We start from the raw sequence: 19961 nt of genomic DNA, 5'->3' as shown, positions 1-19961 counted from the left end.
AAATAGTGCATAATATTCAATTAAATATTATATAGAAAATGAAATAGACAAAAAAATCCCAATTTTCAATGAAAACTGGGATTTTTTAGCCAAAATTTGCGGGTAAATCAAAATATCTGCTGAGGAAAAATTTAATTCGCCCTAATGCGGTGCATTATGCACTTAATTGTTGCATGTGTAAACAGTAAACAATACGAATTTAGATTTTTTTTGAAATTATTTGATACATCCGCTGGTTTTTTACTAAATCTAAAAATTTTTATTTAAAATCTAAGAACATGAATGAGCCTTTCTTTGACCTTTGAGTTCAGTAAAGCTATATAAAATCATTTAATATGAAGAATTTTTTCTTTCTGAAGAAATGGATTTTTTGTATAATAATTAAGATAAATCAAATACTTTATTATTAGCCTGAGGGCGTATGCGAAGACAATGAATACCTTACGCTCTGAACAAATCAGTAAACATCTGTATTGGGCAATGTCTGTCATTATTCTATGTCTGCTGCTGATTTGTATCCCTCTCATTGTTAATAGCACACAAAGATACCTTGAAGCAGTGCGTACTTCTGATGAATTACATGCACTCCAAGAAGTTGCCATTCTAGCCAATAAGATCTCCAAGGAACGTGCACCTGCCAATAAAGTGCTTTCCAGTACGCCTGAAGATATTCAACAACGACAACAAGAACTTGAAATTTATCGTAAAGAAGTAGATCAGCAGTTTGAACATACGGCCGAGGTATTGCAGCAGGTAGGCTTTCCGCATTTAAGCCAGCGTTTAGAAAGGGTGGTTCGGCCAAGTCTGGAACAGGGGCGTTTACAGATTGATCTTTATGCAAAAACCCCTTGGAACCAGCGTAGTGCAAAAGCATTAGATCATGCGATTGGTGCAATGTTTAAAGTGTGGGATAGTTGTCGGACTCTTCTAAAAGGAGTCGTTATTGCTTCTAATAAGACCTCTACAGCACAAAACAATTTTATTCCTCAAATTTTATTTTTATCTGACTTACGAGATCAGGCTGGGCGGGCAGCTTCTACAATCATGCCTTATGTGACTTTTGGCCAACAGATTCCAGCGACAAGCTTGACTCGTGCCGTGCAAATTCAATATCGAATCCACTATCTTTGGGATTTAATCGGCACATTGCAGCCAGAACAGGACAAGACTGAAGAATTTAACCGACTGCATAATGCTGTAGATACTGTCTTTATTCAAAAGGGCTTACCGATTATTTCCAGCCTGATGGACGAGAGTAGTCAGCAAGTACCTTACCATTTGGCGGGAACAGAACTGACCAATGCCATGGTAGATAAATTCGTTACTGTGGTTGATCTGCAAACTTATTTGCTTGATTACAGCAATCAGGTCGCAGAACAGGAAAAATCTTCTCATTTGCAGCATTTGCTCTGGACGATTTTACTTTCGCTGGTGTCTTTAAGTGCAGCAATTGCGACGATGATTTTTGCACGTAAAAGCGTTTTTCAGCCGTTGATCGAAGCGCGTCAAATTCTGTTTACACTTTCAGAGAACGGAGATGCTCAGCCTTTATCATCGAATGCTCGCTCCAAATCAGACTCTTTATTTGCAGCTATTCAAAAGTTGCAGCAAATGTTGCAGCAACGTGAGGCTTTAGAATTTAGGCTTAAAAATATTGCCCATTCCGATCCTTTAACTGGATTGGCAAATCGGTTCGCTTTAGAGGAATACACTCGCTTTCTAGAGTCACATCCTTCGCAGTTTAGCCAGACCTGTCTGATGATTATTGATATTGATCACTTTAAGCAGGTTAATGATCAGTATGGGCACATTGTCGGAGATGAGGTTATTCAGTTCGTGGCCCAGTGCCTGAAGGACAATGTCCGTACTTCTGATTTATTGGTGCGTTATGGTGGGGATGAGTTTCTGGTTTTGATCGAAAATATTGATCTTTATAATGCTCATATCATTGCCAATAAGATTCGAAGTCAAGTGGCTGATGCTTGTATTTTAAGTGATACTGGCGAGCAAATTCAGGTATCGGTCAGTATTGGATTGGCAATAGGCGCACAGTCCTGGATCAGCCTGTTTACTAAAGCAGATAAAGCTTTGTTTATGGCTAAAGGTCGAGGACGGAATGCAGTGGTGGATGTTTAGCTTAACTAATTTATTTATCTTCATTAATAAAAATATTCTTACTTTTGACTAACCAAAAGTAGCAAAATGCATTTGTTTGACTGATGTTAACTCCCTTTAGGGCTATCAGATGGGCGACATCCATGTCGCCGGTTATATAATTTAATTTTTAGTTTTATCGATCAGATAGTTAATAAAATTAGTACAGGCTACGAGCATAAATTTCGCATCGATATAGCTTAAATTGGATTCTTCTAACATCGCATGGCGTATACCATCACCATCAGAAGTATAGCCATAAAGTTGGCTTAAACTTTTCTTCAAGGCCTCATGTAATCCATACTTTGTTTCGATTATCTTTAAAGCTTGTCCTAAACTTGCTTTATCATCGTCTGTCACTATTTTACAAATAGATTCAACAGCACTGATTGACTCTTTAATAGAGTTTCGATAATAAGGATTCTGGCGATTTGACATAAGCTTTAAAGCTTGATTTAAATGTTTTTGAACACCGGAATAGGGACTTGTATCTTCTAAAGCTTCTTCAATGGATTGGATTTCTTGTTCTGAGGTGACTGGGGTGATTTGGTCATTAATCACCCTATAAGCAGAATTCTCAATTCGTAAGCAATTATTCAGTAGATTGATAAAATCTTCTTTCCCTTCATCAAAAGGAAAATACTCTATACATGCTTCAATAAAATTATAAATTTCATACCATTTATATTTTTTGAAATAAAGATCATCTATAAAATTAATAGTTTGTTGCAAGTTATATGGAATTTGATCAATTCTAACTTTAAAGAAGTAATGAAATAGTGTTTTAAAGAATTCCTCTAAATTACTTCCGTTTATAGGAGCATGTCGATTATTAAAAATATAATATTGACTAAAAATACTTAAATCGATTGCATTCCATAATCCATTTTTTAAAGCATCATCTATACTTTCTTTTTGAATAATGTCACGTACAGGCTTATAACCATATCTTTCTGAAAACCGCATGATTCCCCCTGAAAAACAAAAAATCCTTTTTATTAAGTTTTAATCCTCCCTAACCCTCCTTTGAGAAAGGAGGGAATTTCCCCTCTTTTCTAAAGAGGGGCTAGGGGAGATTCTTATTTCAACAACGGCTTTAAGAACCGCGCAGTATGTGAACTCTTACTCTTCGCCACTTGTTCAGGCGTACCTTCAGCGATAATCATACCGCCTCCTGAACCACCTTCAGGACCCAAGTCCACGATCCAGTCCGCAGTTTTAATGACATCCAGATTGTGCTCAATCACTACAATAGTATTACCCTTGTTGCGTAGCTCGTGCAGGATATCGAGTAACTTGGCAATATCATGGAAGTGCAGACCAGTCGTTGGCTCATCCAGAACATACAGGGTCTTACCAGTATCACGTTTTGCCAGCTCACGTGCCAGTTTAACCCGTTGTGCTTCACCACCAGAAAGTGTTGTTGCTGACTGACCCAGACGGATATAACCTAAACCTACCTGATGCAATGTTTCCAGACGACGGTGAATCACTGGAATAGCATCGAAGAAATGCATGGCATCTTCAACTGTCATTTCCAGTACATCAGAGATGTTTTTGCCTTTATAGTTCACTTCCAGTGTTTCGCGGTTATAACGCTTGCCATGACAGGCATCACACGGTACATACATATCTGGCAGGAAGTGCATCGCCACTTTAATCATGCCATCGCCTTCACAGGCTTCACAGCGACCACCTTTCACGTTAAACGAGAAACGGCCTGCAGTATAACCACGACCTTTGGCTTCCTGAGTCTGAGAAAACAGCTCACGAATTGGGGTAAATAAACCGGTATAAGTCGCCGGATTCGAACGTGGTGTACGTCCAATCGGACTCTGGTCAATATCTACGACTTTATCCAGGAATTGCAGACCATCAATTGAATCAAATTTCTCTGAAGTTTGAGTGGTCGCACCATTGAGCTGGGTTGCTGCCAATGGTAATAAAGTCCGGTTAATCAGTGTTGATTTACCTGAACCTGATACACCCGTCACACAAGTCATTACACCCAGAGGAATCGTCAGATCGACTTTCTTAAGGTTATGACCCGCCGCACCCATGAGCTTGATCTGTTCTTCTGGCTTTGGTGGTTTGACGCGTTGTTTTGGTACTTCAATTTTTAGCTTACCAGATAGATATTTACCCGTTAGAGAATCTTTATTTGCTGCGAGTTCCTGATAGGTTCCTTCAGCAATCACATAACCACCATGCACACCAGCACCCGGACCGATATCAATAATATGATCGGCAGCGCGAATCGCATCTTCATCATGCTCAACCACCAGCACAGTATTACCAAGATCACGCAGACGCACTAGAGTTTGCAGCAAACGGTCGTTATCACGTTGATGCAGACCAATTGACGGTTCATCTAGCACATACATCACGCCCATTAGACCAGCACCGATTTGTGATGCCAGACGGATACGCTGGGCTTCACCACCCGACAGAGTTTCCGCAGAACGGGAAAGGCTGAGATAGTTCAGACCGACTGATACCAGGAAGTGCAGACGTTCACGGATTTCCTTGAAAATCTTGTCGGCAATTTCACCGCGAGCACCTTCAAGGTTGAGCTCTTGATAATAACTTTCCGCATCACCAATCGACATACGAGTGATTTCAGCAATGGTTTTGTCCAGAATTTTCACATTACGTGAGATTTCATTCAGACGTGAACCATCACAGGCATCACAGGCTGCATTAGATAAGTACTGTGCCAGATCATCACGCACATAATTACTTTCTGTTTCACGGTAACGGCGTTCTAAATGCGGCAGCACACCTTCAAAAGCAATCATCCGATTATGACGGCGGCCACGCTCATCGACATAACTCAGGTCAATTTTTTCACGACCGGTACCGTAAAGGAATTTCTTTTTAACATCCGCTTCCAGCTGATTCCATGGCGTATCCAGAGAATAGCCAAAGTGATTGGCAACCTTCTCAATCATGCTGTAATAGTACGGACGTTGACGGTCCCAACCACGGATCGCGCCCTGACTGATGCTGAGTTCAGGATTTGGAATCAGTTTTTCAGCACTGAAATGACTACGCGTACCCAGGCCATCACAAACTGGACAGGCACCAAATGGATTGTTAAACGAGAACAGACGTGGTTCCAGTTCCGCCACCGCACGATCACATTTCGGGCAAGAGTGTTTTGCTGAGAAGACACGATCTGGTCGTTCACCTTTCATTCGAGAGACAATAGCAATATCACCACCCAGACGTAGGGCAGTTTCAAAACTTTCCGCAATACGATTGCCCAGATCATCACGGACTTTAAAGCGGTCAACGACTACTTCAATGGTGTGCTTTTTCTTTTTGTCCAGTTCTGGTGGTGGATCAATTTCCATGATCTCGCCATCCACGCGGGCACGTACAAAACCTTGGCTCTGCAATTGTTCAAATAGCGCAGAGTATTCACCCTTACGTTCACGCACGACTGGTGCCAACAACATCAGGCCCGTGCCTTCTTCCAGAGCTTTTACCGCATCCACCATTTCACTCACGGTTTGCGCCACCATCGGCAGGTCATGTTCCGGGCAATAGGGTGTACCAACGCGCGCATAGAGCAGACGTAAATAGTCGTAAATTTCTGTGATGGTTCCCACAGTAGAACGCGGGTTATGGCTGGTCGACTTCTGTTCAATAGCGATGGCCGGGCTGAGGCCTTCAATCGAATCGACTTCAGGTTTTTCCATCTGGGACAGGAACTGACGCGCATAGGCAGACAGCGATTCGACATAACGACGCTGACCTTCAGCATATAAGGTATCAAAAGCGAGTGAAGACTTACCTGAACCTGAAAGCCCCGTAATCACCACAAACTTGTCGCGTGGAATATCGAGGTTCACATTCTTAAGGTTATGCGTACGTGCGCCTCGAATACGGATATGACTTTGGCTCATGCAATAATCCTGGATGATTCTTTAAAAAACTTATATATGATAGCGCATGAAAAATGTTCAAGTGCAAAGATTAGTACATTTAACGTCAAGTTGTGACGGCTCAGTTCAGTGATCAATAGAATATTGGTGCTGAATCGTAAATATCTGAACAGTTAGATGAACTTTGCAACAATATTAATCTTTGATTTCAAAAATAAAACCTTTGTATAAAAAATAATTTTTGGATATGGGGTGAATCAAATTTAAGTTGCTGGCCTTAGAAAGACCTCTGTAGAGAATATGATTTTTAGCAAATAAAAAAGTGAAATGCAGCTGACTAGATACGCTTGAAAACAAGAGTAGAATATTTAGCCAAACATCGCATCTCATGAATAAAATAATGCGTGGGAATAAAAGCTAAAAATAATTGAAAAGCTACATGGAATCGCTTTGGTTTAAGTCGCAAAAGTTTCATAATGGCGACAAATTTTCACAGCTATTCATTTTTTGTACTGCGAAATGATATTTTAAATTCTGTTTAATACAAGGTCGATTTGTATGTTGAAACATTTTGGTTTCTCATTTGCATTCTCGATCGTGTGTCTTGGTTTGGCTGCTTACTGGGGTTATACCCATGGTCCTGAAGCGGGCCTGCAAACCATGCTCACAGCACTCACCATCACTGCAATTCTTGCAATCATGGAAGTGTCGTTGTCGTTCGATAACGCGGTTGTCAATGCCTCAGTCCTGCGCGGCTGGGATCACTTCTGGAAAATGATCTTCCTGACCGTGGGTATTCTGGTTGCCGTATTCGGGATGCGTCTGATTTTCCCTGTGGTTATTGTCGCAGTGACTGCCGATATGGGCTTTATGGAAGTCGTGCAGCTGGCATTAAATGCACCGAAGGAATACTCGGCGAAGCTGATGGCACATCATGCGGAAATTGCTGCCTTTGGTGGTGCCTTCCTGATGCTGGTGTTCCTGAACTTCTTTCTCGATGAAGAAAAAGATACACACTGGTTCAGAATGCTAGAGCGCCGTTTGGCCCATTTAGCCAACGTTCCCGCGATGTCAGTGTTCTTGACTTTAATTGCCTTGCTGGTAACAGCATCGCATGTAGATGAGCTAAAACGCCTTGATGTAACCCTTGCCGGTATCTGGGGGATTGTGGTTTACATCGGGGTACAGGTTCTGAGTCACTTACTTGGTGGTGAGCCAGAAGTTGATGAAGAGGGTAATGCAGTTCGTCACGATGCTGAAGGTGTACCCGCGGGTGTGGTAAAAGCGGGTTTCGGTGGCTTTCTATACCTAGAAGTCCTGGATGCATCTTTCAGTTTTGATGGTGTAATTGGTGCTTTTGCGATTACTTCTGATGTGGTGATCATCATGCTCGGTCTGGCGATCGGTGCGATGTTCGTACGTTCCATGACGATTTACCTGGTAGATAAAGGCACACTGGATGCTTATATCTATCTGGAACATGGTGCGCATTATGCGATTGGTGCTTTGGCTTTCATTATGTTGGCGAGTGGTACTGGCGTGCACATTCCGGAAGTGGTGACTGGCCTGATCGGTGTAGCCTTCATTGTTTGGGCGGTGATTGCTTCAATCCAATATACCAACCGTCAGATTAACTCAGGTAAATAACACGTCTGTAGTTGATTAAAAGCGTGGCTCGGGCTGCGCTTTTTTATTTTCAGATCAGCATCATCTTTATTTCAAATAAAATTCCTGCATCCAACCCGGCTGAATGTCCTATAATCTTCGCCTGAAGATCCACCAATTGAACTGCCATAATTTATGATGAATGCCTTAGAACGTCGCTCAACCTTTGCACTTAGCAGTATTTTTGCACTGCGTATGCTGGGGTTGTTTATGATTATTCCTGTATTTTCGGTTGCAGGGCAGTCATATGAATATGCTACGCCGGCACTCATTGGCCTGGCCGTTGGTGTCTATGGTCTGACACAGGCCATTTTACAGATTCCATTTAGCCTGATCGCGGACCGTTTTAGCCGTAAGCCACTGGTGGTCATCGGGTTATTGCTTTTCGCACTGGGTGGCGCAATTGCCGCCATGTCAGAAACGATCTATGGCGTGATTATCGGTCGTGCCATTGCCGGTGGTGGTGCTGTTTCTGCAGTGGTGATGGCATTGCTGGCCGATGTAACTCGTGAAGAAAACCGGATGAAAGCCATGGCGACCATGGGTATGAGTATCGGTTTATCTTTTGTGGTGGCATTTACTTTGGGGCCTTGGCTAACGGGTCTGGTGGGTATTTCAGGTTTATTCTGGGTAACCACGGTGATGGGTCTGGCGGCAATTGCAATGTTGCTACTGGTTCCAAAAGTGACCCGTCACCATCGTAACTTTCAGCAAGGCTATCTGACCCAGCTGAAACAGGTACTGAAAATGGGCGATCTGAATCGCCTGCATGTGTCAGTTTTCAGTCTGCATCTGCTATTAACGGCAATGTTTATCTATGTGCCATCCCAGTTGATCGAGTTCGCAGATATTCCTTTAGCCAGTCATGGCTGGGTCTATTTGCCGCTGCTGGTGATTAGCCTGTTCTTTGCCTTTCCAAGTATTATTCTGGCGGAAAAATACCGCAAAATGCGTGGCATTTTCCTCACCGCAATTGCGGGAATTATCATTGGCTTATTGGTGCTGATTTTTGGTTTTGAATCGAAATATATTCTATTGATTGGCTTAGGTATCTTCTTCATTGCCTTTAACGTCATGGAAGCATTGTTGCCATCATGGTTGTCCAAAGTTGCACCGATTCAGTCCAAGGCCACAGCCATGGGCGTCAATGCCAGCAGCCAGTTCCTCGGTGCCTTTTTTGGGGGTACAGTGGGTGGACAACTTTTGTTGCTGAATGACACGTCCATGGGTTGGAGTATTCTGACCGCGATTGCTATAATTTGGCTGCTCATCAGTTTTGGGCTGGCTCAGCCGCGCTATCTTTCGTCTCTGGTGCTAAGCCTGCCTGAAAATAGACAAACAGATGAATGGACTTCACAGCTTTTATCCATTCATGGTATTGAAGAAGTCGTGGTGATGCCGGAACAGCAAGTGGCCTACGTCAAGGTTGATAAACAGCAGATTAATGATACTGCGCGACAACAATTAACGCACTTGTTGGGTAAAGAGGTAGCCATTTAAGCATAACTCTTATAAAGTAAAATATAGAAACAAATAGGAAGTATAGGTCTCATGCGTGGTGTAAATAAGGTTATTTTAGTTGGTACTTTAGGTCGAGATCCTGAAACAAAAACTTTCCCTAATGGGGGTTCTCTTACTCAATTCTCTATCGCAACAAGTGATTCTTGGACAGATAAGAGCACTGGTGAGCGTAAAGAGCAAACCGAATGGCACCGCATTGTGCTGCATAACCGTTTAGGTGAAATTGCACAGCAGTATCTGCGTAAAGGTTCTAAAGTATATATCGAAGGTTCACTACGTACCCGTCAGTGGACAGATCAAAGCGGTCAAGAGCGTTACACTACAGAAATCCGTGGTGAGCAGATGCAAATGCTAGATTCAGGTCGTCCACAAGGTGGCGAACAATCTGATAATGGTGGTTTTGCACAGCCACGTTTTAACAATAACCAAGGCGGCTATGGCAATAATAACCAGGGCGGTCAACAAGGTTATAACGCACCACAACAAGGTGGCTTCAATAATGCACCTGCAGGTGGTGGCTATGGCAACAACCCAGGTGGTTTTGCACCGAAAGCAGCGCCAGCACCAGTTGCAGCGCCAGCAGCAGATCTAGATGACGACCTACCATTTTAATTAAAACTTAAAACGGAAGATCATTATTAAAAACCCGCCATCTGGCGGGTTTTTTTAAGCCTGTTTATTTGTTTTCTTCTTTTTAGGAGAGACCCGCATCGTGATGAAGGCATGGCATACGATATCTTGTGCCATATCCAGAACCTCAACATTGACCTGATATTCAGTGATTTCATCCCATTGAATATTTAAGTCTGCTGGTGTGGCAATTGCCCTTAAATCTGTGGTCGCTTTTTTAAGATATTCAACCTGCATACCTTTAAGAATCCAGGAGTGGGTTTTGGGAACACTGGCATCGGTCATGGTGCCTGCTGCCAGTTCAGCCAGATTGCATATGGCAATTGCATGGACTGTATCTAGATGGTTGAGTACAGCATTATGTTTTTTCATGCTCACTTCGCAGTAATCGGGTGCAAGTGTTTCGAGCAGGGGGGAAATACTGCTGAAATAAGGTATTTTTATGCAAAGTAGTCTGGAAAATATATATTTGCCACCTGGCTTTTTTTGAAAGCTTTTCCATATTTTAAGCGCTTGGCTCATGATCGCTATTCCTGCGTAAGAGGTGAATAATAATAAGATCCTCAAACAGAATAATATTCTGTATTGGCAGGACTCACAAGAAATGTGTTTAAAATAGGGAAGTTAATGATCAACACCACCGAGCACATTGGGGAGAATGCAAGGGATGGATGTATTGGAAGGGAGTTATCCAGGAAGGCGAGCGGCCTTAAAACGTCAAATTCTAAATTGCGCATTACAGGAATTTTTACACAGTGGCATAGCCGCGACGACGATTGAAATGATCCGGGATCGGGCAGAAACCAGTGTCGGTGCAATCTACCATCATTTTCATCACAAGGATGGAATCGTTGCTGCACTCTATTTGGCAGCTTTAAAAGATCAGTCCAGCCGACGTTTACAGGCTTTATCCCGAGCGAAAAGTGCCGAACAGGGCATTCATGCCATTATCCGAAGTTATATTGACTGGGTGATCAGTTATCCAGATTTTGCCCGTTTTCTCTATGCTGCCCATCATGTGGTGCACACCTCTGAGCTGCGTCAAAATCTGGAACAGCAGACTCGCCAGCGTAATCAGGATCTAAAGAAATGGATGGCTCAGCAGCCAGATGCAGCCCGTCTGCAAGCGGTTCCACCTGCTTTGCTGACTTCTTTGGTCATTGGCGCAACAGAAAGTTATTGCCGTGCCTGGCTTGCCAGTCGAGTCAAAGATTCCCCGCAACAGCATACGTCTGCTTTGGCACAATCAGTTTGGGATTCTCTACAGCATTTTTCTCAGTAAACATCTTCCTGAATCGAGATAAAAGATGATAAGCAGAAAGTTAATAGAATTATTAAATCTAAAAAACCGATAGTTTTTATAAAAAGTTACGGTTTTACCTATTTATAGTTTTTGCGTATTCTTAGTTCATCGAATGAATTCCCACGAACTGATAGGAAAAGTCACATGAGTTTAATCAATACTGAAGTTAAGCCATTTAATGCAACTGCTTACCACAACGGTCAATTCGTTGAAGTGTCTGAACAGGACATGAAAGGCAAATGGTCTGTTGTATTCTTCTATCCTGCTGACTTCACTTTTGTTTGTCCAACAGAATTAGGCGATCTTGCTGATCAATATGCTGAATTCCAGAAAATGGGCGTAGAAATTTACTCTGTATCTACAGACACGCATTTTACGCACAAAGCTTGGCACGATACGTCTGACGTGATTGGTAAAATCCAGTACCCAATGATCGGCGATCCAACTTGGACGCTGGCGAAAAACTTTGAAGTACTGATCGAAGCTGATGGTCTGGCTGACCGTGGTACTTTCGTGATTGATCCAGATGGTAAAATCCAGATCGTTGAAATCAACGCGGGTGGTATCGGTCGTGACGCACAAGAACTGCTTCGTAAAGTAAAAGCAGCGCAATATGTACACGCTCACCCAGGTGAAGTATGTCCTGCAAAATGGAAAGAAGGCGAAGCAACGCTTGCTCCTTCAATCGACCTGGTCGGTAAAATCTAATTCAATAAATCTTTATCGCAATTAAAAAAATCCAGCCCTCAGTGCTGGATTTTTTATTGCCTACTGAAAATAAAATAATGATTTAAATGGTATAGCCCTTATGACCTTCGGCTGCAGAACGCAAGCCTTCAACCAGATGCTCAATCAATTTTTCCATGACCAGACGCTGGCCTTTACGTGAAGCATAGACCAGTTGGACAGTACCTACATTGGAACACCATTCCGGTAATAGATGAATCAGCTTCCCTGTTTTTAGGTCATCTTCTACGGTTAAATAGGGTAGATCAGCAATACCGAGTCCATCTAGTGCAGAATAATAGACACCTGCCAGATCATTACTCTTGATCCGTGGTTCGAGCGTAATGTCTATTTGCTCATTGCTATCGGTACGATGCAGATACCATTGGTAATGATTTCTCTGGGTACCAAGAACGATGGTCGGGAAATCATTAATCTCAGTCGGATAATCCAGTGTTCGGCCTTTTAATAATTCAGGACTGGCGACCAGACAATGCGTGGTTTTAATCACATCGCGGACCACGATGCTGGAATCTTCATTGGCTTCAAAGTTGGTACGGATGGCAAGGTCAATATCATCATGCAGCACATCGACACGGCGGCTGGTGATTTCCATTTCGACCTGTACTTGCGGATAGGCTTTGAGGAATTCATTCAGCAACTGGCGAATCTGGAAACGCATCATCACTGAAGGACAGCTGAGCTTGACCAGACCTTGTGGTTCACTTTTTTGTTTAAGCAGAACGCTGTGAGCACATTCCACCTGCTGAATCAGCTTTTCACATTCCTGATAAAATTCCTGACCAAGTGGTGTTACTTTAAAATGTCGGGTCGAACGCTGGATCAGGGTAACGTTAAAACGTGCCTCCAGTTCCAGAATACGACGACTGAGTTTGGACTTGGTAATGCCAGAGGCGTCACTGGCCGCGCTAAAACCACCATGCTTTACCACTAGGTAGAAATAATAATAGTCATCAAAAGAATGCACGCTTCACCTCAATCGCCCTGCGCGTATGCTATTCCCATCATAGGGGAAATCCGTCTTGGGCTATATATTTTCTAGCAAAATCTCATTTGATTTTTATACTAAAAAGCGACCCTTAGGCCGCTGATTTAAGTTGTAGCAGATTATTTCTGTGCCGTGTTCTGGTTATAGCTATTGATCAGGTTGCGGTAGTCAGGGATATGGTTACTGAACAGGGTGCCCAAGCCTTCTATATCATTGCGCCAGTCGCGGTGTAATTCACATGCTAAGCCAAACCAGGTCATCAGTTGTGCGCCAGCCTGTGACATGCGATTCCATGCCGAATCACGGGTCAGATGGTTAAAGGTACCGGAAGCATCAGTCACTACGAACACGTCAAACTCTTCTTCCAGTGCAGACAGAGCAGGGAAAGCCACACAAACTTCAGTCACGACACCAGCAATAATCAGCTGCTTTTTACCTGTGGCTTTTACTGCTTTAACAAAGTCTTCATTATCCCAGGCATTAATTTGACCAGGACGGGCAATATAAGGTGCATCCGGGAACATTTCTTTTAATTCAGGCACGAGTGGACCATTTGGCCCCTGTTCAAAACTGGTCGTCAGAATCGTTGGCAGATTGAAATATTTTGCCGCTGCAGCCAGTGCCAGCACATTGTTCTTGAATTTGTCCGGGTCAATATCACGTACCAGTGACAATAGGCCAGCTTGGTGGTCGACCAACAATACTGCTGCGTTGTCCTTGTCTAAACGAACATAGGGTCTTGCCATTTTTATTTTCCTCATGATGAAATCTGGAGAGCACATCAGCCGGTCGGCGACATGCTGTGATTGCATGGTAGAGATAAAAATAGGACAAATTAAGTCCAAATTCTGGGACAGTTAATCTTGAAAATAGGATAATTTGAAATTTACAGCAAAAATTTAAATTTATTGGTGATGAATAAGAAATTTTAAAGTGAGAATTGTCTTATATTTGGGATACTGCATTTCAATAACCTAGTATCGAGAACTGCCTGCAAAGCATACAATGGCTGCATGTTCATCCTATTGCGTATAGGAGTAAAAAGATGAAAAAAGTTATTGGTGTTTACAGCAATCAAAACATGCACTGGGTCGGTGACGGCTTCCCGGTGAAAAATTTGTTTTCCTATGACCGTCTTGGTCAGGCCATCAGTCCGTTCCTGTTACTGGACTATGCAGCGCCGTATCATTTTGATCCGACCACTGTCCAGCATGGCGTGGGTTCACATCCGCACCGCGGCTTTGAAACCGTGACCATTGCCTATCAGGGTGAAGTGACCCACAAAGACTCTGGTGGTGGTGGCGATACCATTCAGGCTGGTGATGTGCAGTGGATGACTGCAGGTGCAGGTGTGGTGCATGAAGAGTTTCATTCTCCAGACTTTGCTCAAAATGGTGGTCTGTTTGAAATGGTACAGCTTTGGGTGAATTTGCCAGCCAAAGACAAAATGACCACACCACGCTATCAGGCATTAACTGCAGCCGATATTCCCCGGATTGAAATGGATGAAGGTGCAGGCCATATCCGGGTGATTGCTGGTGAATTTGGCGGTCATCATGGCCCTGCACATACCTTTAGTCCGGTGAATGTCTGGGATGGTGAACTCAAGGCTGAGTATGAAACCATATTGCATGTGCCTGCTGGTCATAATGCGCTGTTGGTGGTGCTAAGTGGCGATCTGCTAGTGAATGGCACACAGAAAGTGCTAGACAGTTCCATTGTGATGTTTGCTCGTGATGGCGATCCTGCTATCCAGTTACAGGCCTATCAGGACACAAGATTCTTGGTCTTAACTGGTGAACCACTGAATGAACCAATTCAAGGGTATGGTCCATTTGTGATGAACAGCAAGGAAGAAATTGTCCAAGCCTTCCAGGATTTTAATAATGGCAAATTTGGTGAGATTCCTGTAACTACTGAATAAAAATGTCAGTCTAAAAAGAAAGAAGCCTCTGCACTGCAGAGGCTTCTTATATCGTTATGCGCTGTAAGTTCTTCTGATTATAATATTTTTTTAATAAATTCATCACTTTGGAGTGTGACGAAGTTATCATTTTGTTATGCAGCAAATTATAGCCCTTATTGTATCTTTTGTAAAACAGAAGTTAAAAAATTGGTTAATTTAAATATATTGTTTTTAAAGGAAAAATTTTTTAAAAATACAAAAAATATCAATAAAAGCATAAATTTAAACAGTGTTAATTTTTTATATTAAAAATGTAAAAAATTATGAATTTTCAAGACCTTTAGCTCATCCGAAAAAAATGCAATCTGGAAGATTTTAATAGCCGAATTGGCGCAGGCTTGGTACATAATTTCTAAAAGTTTCTCAATAACGGATGATCGGTTTGGATATCGCAGTAATTGGTAGTGGCATGGCCGGACTGGCTACCGCCAGAATTCTTCAAGATGCAGGACATCACATCACTATTTTTGAAGCGCTACAAGGGCGCGGCATGGACAGTCACAGCCTGGAATTTGAAGGCGGCTTGATTGATGCCCCTTTGCGTGTGATGAATCCGTACTTGTGGAAAAATACCCTAAGCCTTGCGACACATCTGGGGATCAAGACCTATCCAGTACGCACTTATATGGCGTGCAGCTGGTTATTTGAGGACAAGACTGAAACCTGGCTGACCACGTCACGCAGTCGGATTGGGAATTTCCCGATTATTAATAACCGCAAAGGCCTACAACAGTATGGCTGGCGTCTGGTAAAAGGCCTATTACAACTAAAAACAGCCTTAAACAAATTTTTTAAATCTAAAAATCAGGACCTCAGCCTGGCAGAATTTATCAATCGAAATGATATTGAAGAAGTATTCTGGCATGGTGCGGTGATGCCGGTGCTGTATACCATTTGTACCTGTAACCCGAAAACCATTGGCGAATGGCCAGCTAAACCTTTATTGATTTTCCTGCGTCAGCTAACTGATGGCGATGCATTATTACGTATGCAGGGCGGTACACCGGCACTGGTGGATAAACTGATTGAAGGCATCGAGATCGTGAGTGGGGCCGCAACCACGTTGGTACAACAGCAGGGCGATCAGGTTCGCGTAGAAAATGCCGCTGGTTACTCCAAGTTATTCGACCGTGTGATTGTTGCTACGCCAACCAACAAGATCGAGGAATTCCTTGATAAAGACCAGTTTACGGCAGATATTGAATTGCTAAAACAATTCCAGTTTGAGCAGGGACAATTGGTGATCCATACTGATGCCAGCGTGATGCCACCGAAACGTAAGGATTGGGCAGTCCTGAGCTATATGATGGACCGCAAGTTTACCCGTCAGCAGTTCACGGTGTGGCTGAATGCGGTTGAACCGACACTGGTGGGTAAATCTCCGGTATTCCAGACCTGGCGTCCGGTGACTGAAATTGATCCGAAGAAAATCATTTCATCTGTAACCCTGACTCGTGCAGTGGTCGATACGCATACGGTGGCTTTAAACAAAGAATTGCAGCAACGTCATCTGGATCAGGGTCGTAAGGTATTCTACTGTGGTTCATGGTCATGTGATGGCTTGCCAATTCTGGAATCTGCCGTGACTTCAGCCATGAAGATTGCAGAAATCTTCGGTGCGCCATTGCCATTTGAAGGCTTAAAACCGAATATCGAGGTTGCACCTCAACTCGGTTATTAAGCATGAAGTTGCTCCAGGCTTTTCGACAGCGCCTACCCGAGCATAAATATGCCATCAATGCGGCATTGCTTGGAGATACTTCATTATTGCCTTGGAGCAATCTTGGTTACTGGCAGGCAGGGCAGCAGGACTACGTTGCCGCCTGCCAGGCTTTGGCCGATCATCTGGCTGAAACCATTCATTTAAATTCAAAAGATAAATTACTGGATCTTGGCTGCGGCCAAGGTGCCAGTCTGCTGCATTGGCAGCAGCAATATCAGGTGCAATACCTGGCAGGCGTAGAATTACAGAAAGCTTGTGTTGCCAAGATTCAGCAGCATCTTCCTGAGCTGAATGCCATTTATCATGCTTCCTTCCTGCGATTAAAAGATATCCATTTCCCGCATAAATTTGACGTCGTCGTTTGTCTGGATGCTGCCTATCACAATAGTGTCCCGAACCTGCTCGAGCAGATCATTCCCGTTTTGAATTCAAATGCACGAATTGGTTTTCATCATTTAGCATTGTTTGAGCGTTGGAAAACTTTAAATTCATTTCAAAAGCGTAAATATCAACTTTTGCTGAAGTCAGCAGATATCAATTTGAATGATCTAATGACGGTCGGCGCGTTATATGAATGTCTCGATGATTTTGAATTCACAGATATTCAGATAGAAGATCTGTCGGAAGCAGTATTTGCCGGTTTTGCCCGCTATGTTCAGCAGGATTTAAATTCAAAAGATTCAGTTCAGTCTGTGAAAGCATCAAAACTGGATCAATTTAAAATTCAGATGACAGCAAAGCTATGCCGGAAGCTTTTTGAAGAAGGTGTGGTGCGATATGTACAGATCAGCGTGAAGGCAAAGCACTAGAACAGTGCCCGAAAATTAAGCCTAAAGAAAATGCAGGCTCTAGAAACATCAAAGCCTCACTAAAAAGCGAGGCTAAGATAATGGTGCCGGCACACGGATTCGAACTGTGGACCTACTGATTACAAGTCAGTTGCTCTACCAACTGAGCTATGCCGGCGTTGTGGTGTGCATTCTACAGATTTTTTGGGGTGATGCAAGCCAAAAAATAACCGTTTAAATGCTTTGGTGGAATTTTAGCTTGGGCTGAATTTTATAGTGCTTAGAAGGCTGGGAGATTTGAAATAAATCAACTGGCTTGATGAACATCGCCCACATGCGAAAGTGTGGGCGAGGGTAGAGAATTTAAACTGGTTTTAGAGATGAATAAAAATTAGGTTTATCGGCTTTTTAGGATACGGTCGAGATCCTGAGCACACTCCTCCAAGGTAAAGGCCATGTCAAACTGCATTTGGGGTTTGAGTTCTTGAGCGAGGCTTCTCCACTGTTCGATGAGTCTTAGGGCTTTTTGAATCTTGTGTTTGTTGACGTCCTTGGCAATGGTCGGGGTGTAACCGCCACGTTTAGCGTTTTTGATCTGTTTTGCATAGTTTGCGCTGTTATTCATGTTCGCTCCCGAATAGCAGTGTGTCTATCTTTTAGCTTTTAGTTTGAATCAAGATCAATGGCGTAGTTGGCTATATCTATTGGTTTTTGTTCTCCTTTTATGTTCCCCATAAGAGCAACATAACATAGCGATGATGACAATTAAATTAAGCTAATTTTGTGCCAAGTTATAATTCTGTAAGTAAATTTTTGTGGAACTTTCCTGAAGCAAGGATAATGAAAAGATAGTTGCTGATTTCTTAATTGTTCAAAAGAAAATCATTAACAAACCACATTGTCTTTCTTCTTATAAAAATCCAATGCCAGCTTTAGATCCTGTTCTAATTGTTCTTTCGTATTTTCTGGCGCAATTTTCATAAAGGCAGGCACATATTCTTTGAAATAGGCTTCAGGATAGTCTTTGCAAATGATCTGCTTGCGGACTTCCATAGGCGTAGCAGGATTATCTAACTGGTCCAGAAAATTACTGATCTTTTGATCCGCCTGTTCAAACTGGATGACATCTACAGAATTTTTATCAGTCGTCATGGCAGCTTCTGCCTGTTCGGGCTGCTTTTGGCAACCAGCAATTGCAAAGGTGATGAGCAGGGTCGTAAATTTGAGTTTTTTCATGGTCTTTTCTAGTTGTTATCTGGATCTAAATGATAAGAGTATAAGAGAATCTTCTACTGTAAAAGAACAGATTTCTTTTAAATAAAAAAATACCTCCATCATGGGGAAGGAGGTAAAAACTGGAAAAGAAACTACAGCTAGTCTCTGATTAAAAATTCTACATTAGGTTACTTTTCAATCAATTGGCAGAATATTCCAAGCTTTATAGCGATTTATGAGATTGAACTGGTTTGAATCACTAAAAGTGGAATTTAGCTTAAGTATGCGATGATTTTTTTAGTTTATAACACCATGAAAATTAAATATTTTAATGGAATATTCAATTTTAAGGGCTGAAAATGAAATCTAGCACAAGGGTAGCGAAGATAGCAGGGTGACACTTTATTATAGGCAACAAAAAAGGCCTAAATCCTTTAGATTTAAACCTTCTATAGAAAGGGAAAGATGATTAATTTGTATCATATCTTGTAACTGACTCTATCCCTTGAAATATGCATTAGTTTATTTTGATAAGTTTCAAAGCATCATTAAGCGAAGGTGTTATCGCGATTCGATAGCTACTTGGTACATTCTCAAGAACATTGATCATTTCTGATGTTTGAGCATATGGGCATAAACTTGATGCTGCTGTTTCTACTCTAACAAAGTTATCGCGTGACTCTAGATAGATTGTCACACTTTCCTTGGGTTTTAATGCCGCTACTTTATAATTGTCTATAGAGATAATGTGATTGCATCCACCACCTACAAATCCACTATCTCTAACAAAGGTGATAGGTGTTGTTCTTTTTTCTGATTTGGTAAGAAACTCTTTCTTATAAATACGTTCTGAGCTTACATCATTAGATTTTTCAACAGCTATTTGAGTTGATGCACAACCGGTAAGAATGACCCCGGCTGTCAAAAGAGATAAAAGTTGTTTTTTCATAAAACCTCTCTGAAATTATCTGACATTTGTTGAGTAAAGATTTTTGGTAATGAATATCGTGCAATACATTTGTAGGGTGAATGTTTTACCATGTCTCATGCTCTTATCTGCAGTAAAAATTCAGCATTTGTGGAATTTTATGCTTTAAATTTTGCCTTTTTAGATTTGTATCTGTAAATATGAAGGTATTCTATAAGACTGTAGTGGAATGTATTAGATATAAAAAAAGGCCTAAATCCTTTGGATTTAAACCTTTTAAGACATCATGTGGCTACATGATAATAAATCTTGGCGGTGAAAGAGGGATTCGAACCCTCGAAACGCTATAAACGTTTACACACTTTCCAGGCGTGCTCCTTCAGCCACTCGGACACTTCACCATGGCGGTGGATGATATAGAAAAAAAACCACTCTGCCAAGCT

General features: G+C 42.2%; 17 protein-coding genes and 2 tRNA genes. 9 read left to right on the top strand and 10 right to left on the bottom strand.

The genetic code is table 11. The features are described from left to right. Positions 1-432 precede the first annotated feature (432 nt). On the top strand, positions 433-2136 hold the full coding sequence (locus BS636_RS04455) for a diguanylate cyclase (RefSeq protein ID WP_099337691.1): 1704 nt from the start codon (positions 433-435) through the stop codon (positions 2134-2136). Between the two features lie 141 nt (positions 2137-2277). Here BS636_RS04455 and BS636_RS04450 read toward each other — a convergent pair whose 3' ends face one another. Further along, entirely contained in the window at positions 2278-3120 is an 843-nt protein-coding gene (locus BS636_RS04450; protein ID WP_099337690.1) for an AbiJ-NTD4 domain-containing protein, read from the bottom strand. Positions 3121-3233: 113 nt separating this feature from the next. Continuing rightward, positions 3234-6065, bottom strand: coding sequence for an excinuclease ABC subunit UvrA (uvrA, locus tag BS636_RS04445; protein WP_099337689.1), 2832 nt, complete (start codon positions 6063-6065; stop codon positions 3234-3236). 537 nt (positions 6066-6602) lie between these two features. Here uvrA and BS636_RS04440 point away from each other — a divergent pair. The 3 genes from BS636_RS04440 to ssb all read left to right on the top strand — a co-directional run bounded on the left by BS636_RS04440 (position 6603) and on the right by ssb (position 9842). Next, a complete protein-coding gene (locus BS636_RS04440; protein ID WP_099337688.1) occupies positions 6603-7691 on the top strand; it encodes a DUF475 domain-containing protein in 1089 nt (362 codons plus the stop codon). 153 nt (positions 7692-7844) lie between these two features. Further along, positions 7845-9209, top strand: coding sequence for an MFS transporter (locus tag BS636_RS04435; RefSeq protein ID WP_099337687.1), 1365 nt, complete (start codon positions 7845-7847; stop codon positions 9207-9209). A 51-nt stretch (positions 9210-9260) separates the two neighbouring features. Continuing rightward, a complete protein-coding gene (ssb, locus tag BS636_RS04430) occupies positions 9261-9842 on the top strand; it encodes a single-stranded DNA-binding protein (RefSeq protein ID WP_099337686.1) in 582 nt (193 codons plus the stop codon). Between the two features lie 54 nt (positions 9843-9896). Here ssb and BS636_RS04425 read toward each other — a convergent pair whose 3' ends face one another. After that, positions 9897-10382 carry a hotdog fold domain-containing protein gene (locus BS636_RS04425; RefSeq protein WP_099337685.1) on the bottom strand — a complete coding sequence of 162 codons (486 nt, stop codon included), beginning with the start codon at positions 10380-10382 and terminating at the stop codon, positions 9897-9899. Positions 10383-10527: 145 nt separating this feature from the next. Between BS636_RS04425 and BS636_RS04420 the strand changes: the two genes are divergently transcribed. Together BS636_RS04420 and ahpC are read left to right on the top strand one after the other, a co-directional pair. Continuing rightward, positions 10528-11142, top strand: coding sequence for a TetR/AcrR family transcriptional regulator (locus BS636_RS04420; RefSeq protein WP_099339598.1), 615 nt, complete (start codon positions 10528-10530; stop codon positions 11140-11142). 165 nt (positions 11143-11307) lie between these two features. After that, positions 11308-11871, top strand: a complete 564-nt coding sequence (ahpC, locus tag BS636_RS04415) for an alkyl hydroperoxide reductase subunit C (RefSeq protein ID WP_099337684.1) — start codon at positions 11308-11310, stop codon at positions 11869-11871. Positions 11872-11953: 82 nt separating this feature from the next. Here the strand turns inward: ahpC and BS636_RS04410 are convergent, their stop codons facing one another. Next, a complete protein-coding gene (locus BS636_RS04410) occupies positions 11954-12877 on the bottom strand; it encodes a LysR substrate-binding domain-containing protein (RefSeq protein WP_099337683.1) in 924 nt (307 codons plus the stop codon). 140 nt (positions 12878-13017) lie between these two features. Then, the gene (gene ycaC, locus BS636_RS04405) at positions 13018-13644 is read right to left on the bottom strand and encodes an isochorismate family cysteine hydrolase YcaC (protein WP_099337682.1); all 627 of its coding nucleotides are present in this window, start codon (positions 13642-13644) and stop codon (positions 13018-13020) included. A gap of 299 nt (positions 13645-13943) precedes the next feature. On the opposite strand from ycaC, the gene BS636_RS04400 reads away from it, so the two are divergent. From BS636_RS04400 to BS636_RS04390, 3 genes are all read left to right on the top strand, one after another. Then, positions 13944-14822, top strand: a complete 879-nt coding sequence (locus tag BS636_RS04400) for a pirin family protein (RefSeq protein WP_099337681.1) — start codon at positions 13944-13946, stop codon at positions 14820-14822. Between the two features lie 415 nt (positions 14823-15237). Next, entirely contained in the window at positions 15238-16545 is a 1308-nt protein-coding gene (locus tag BS636_RS04395) for an FAD-dependent oxidoreductase (protein WP_099337680.1), read from the top strand. Positions 16546-16547: 2 nt separating this feature from the next. After that, the gene (locus BS636_RS04390) at positions 16548-17396 is read left to right on the top strand and encodes an SAM-dependent methyltransferase (RefSeq protein ID WP_099337679.1); all 849 of its coding nucleotides are present in this window, start codon (positions 16548-16550) and stop codon (positions 17394-17396) included. Between the two features lie 81 nt (positions 17397-17477). On the opposite strand, the gene BS636_RS04385 is transcribed toward BS636_RS04390, so the two are convergent. The 5 genes from BS636_RS04385 to BS636_RS04365 all read right to left on the bottom strand — a co-directional run bounded on the left by BS636_RS04385 (position 17478) and on the right by BS636_RS04365 (position 19919). Continuing rightward, positions 17478-17553: transfer RNA gene (locus BS636_RS04385), tRNA-Thr, on the bottom strand. 219 nt (positions 17554-17772) lie between these two features. Continuing rightward, positions 17773-18000, bottom strand: a complete 228-nt coding sequence (locus BS636_RS04380) for a hypothetical protein (RefSeq protein ID WP_004813658.1) — start codon at positions 17998-18000, stop codon at positions 17773-17775. Between the two features lie 260 nt (positions 18001-18260). Beyond that, complete coding sequence (locus BS636_RS04375; protein ID WP_099337678.1) at positions 18261-18611, bottom strand: hypothetical protein; 351 nt, start codon at positions 18609-18611, stop codon at positions 18261-18263. Positions 18612-19107: 496 nt separating this feature from the next. Further along, positions 19108-19539, bottom strand: a complete 432-nt coding sequence (locus BS636_RS04370; protein WP_099337677.1) for a hypothetical protein — start codon at positions 19537-19539, stop codon at positions 19108-19110. A 289-nt stretch (positions 19540-19828) separates the two neighbouring features. Beyond that, positions 19829-19919: transfer RNA gene (locus tag BS636_RS04365), tRNA-Ser, on the bottom strand. Between the last annotated feature and the right edge of the window lie 42 nt (positions 19920-19961).

This window comes from Acinetobacter sp. LoGeW2-3 (assembly GCF_002688565.1).
In the GTDB taxonomy this organism is placed as follows: Bacteria; Pseudomonadota; Gammaproteobacteria; order Pseudomonadales; family Moraxellaceae; genus Acinetobacter.
The sequence above is the reverse complement of the archived record's forward strand: the minus strand, read 5'-3'. Positions and strand labels throughout refer to the sequence as shown.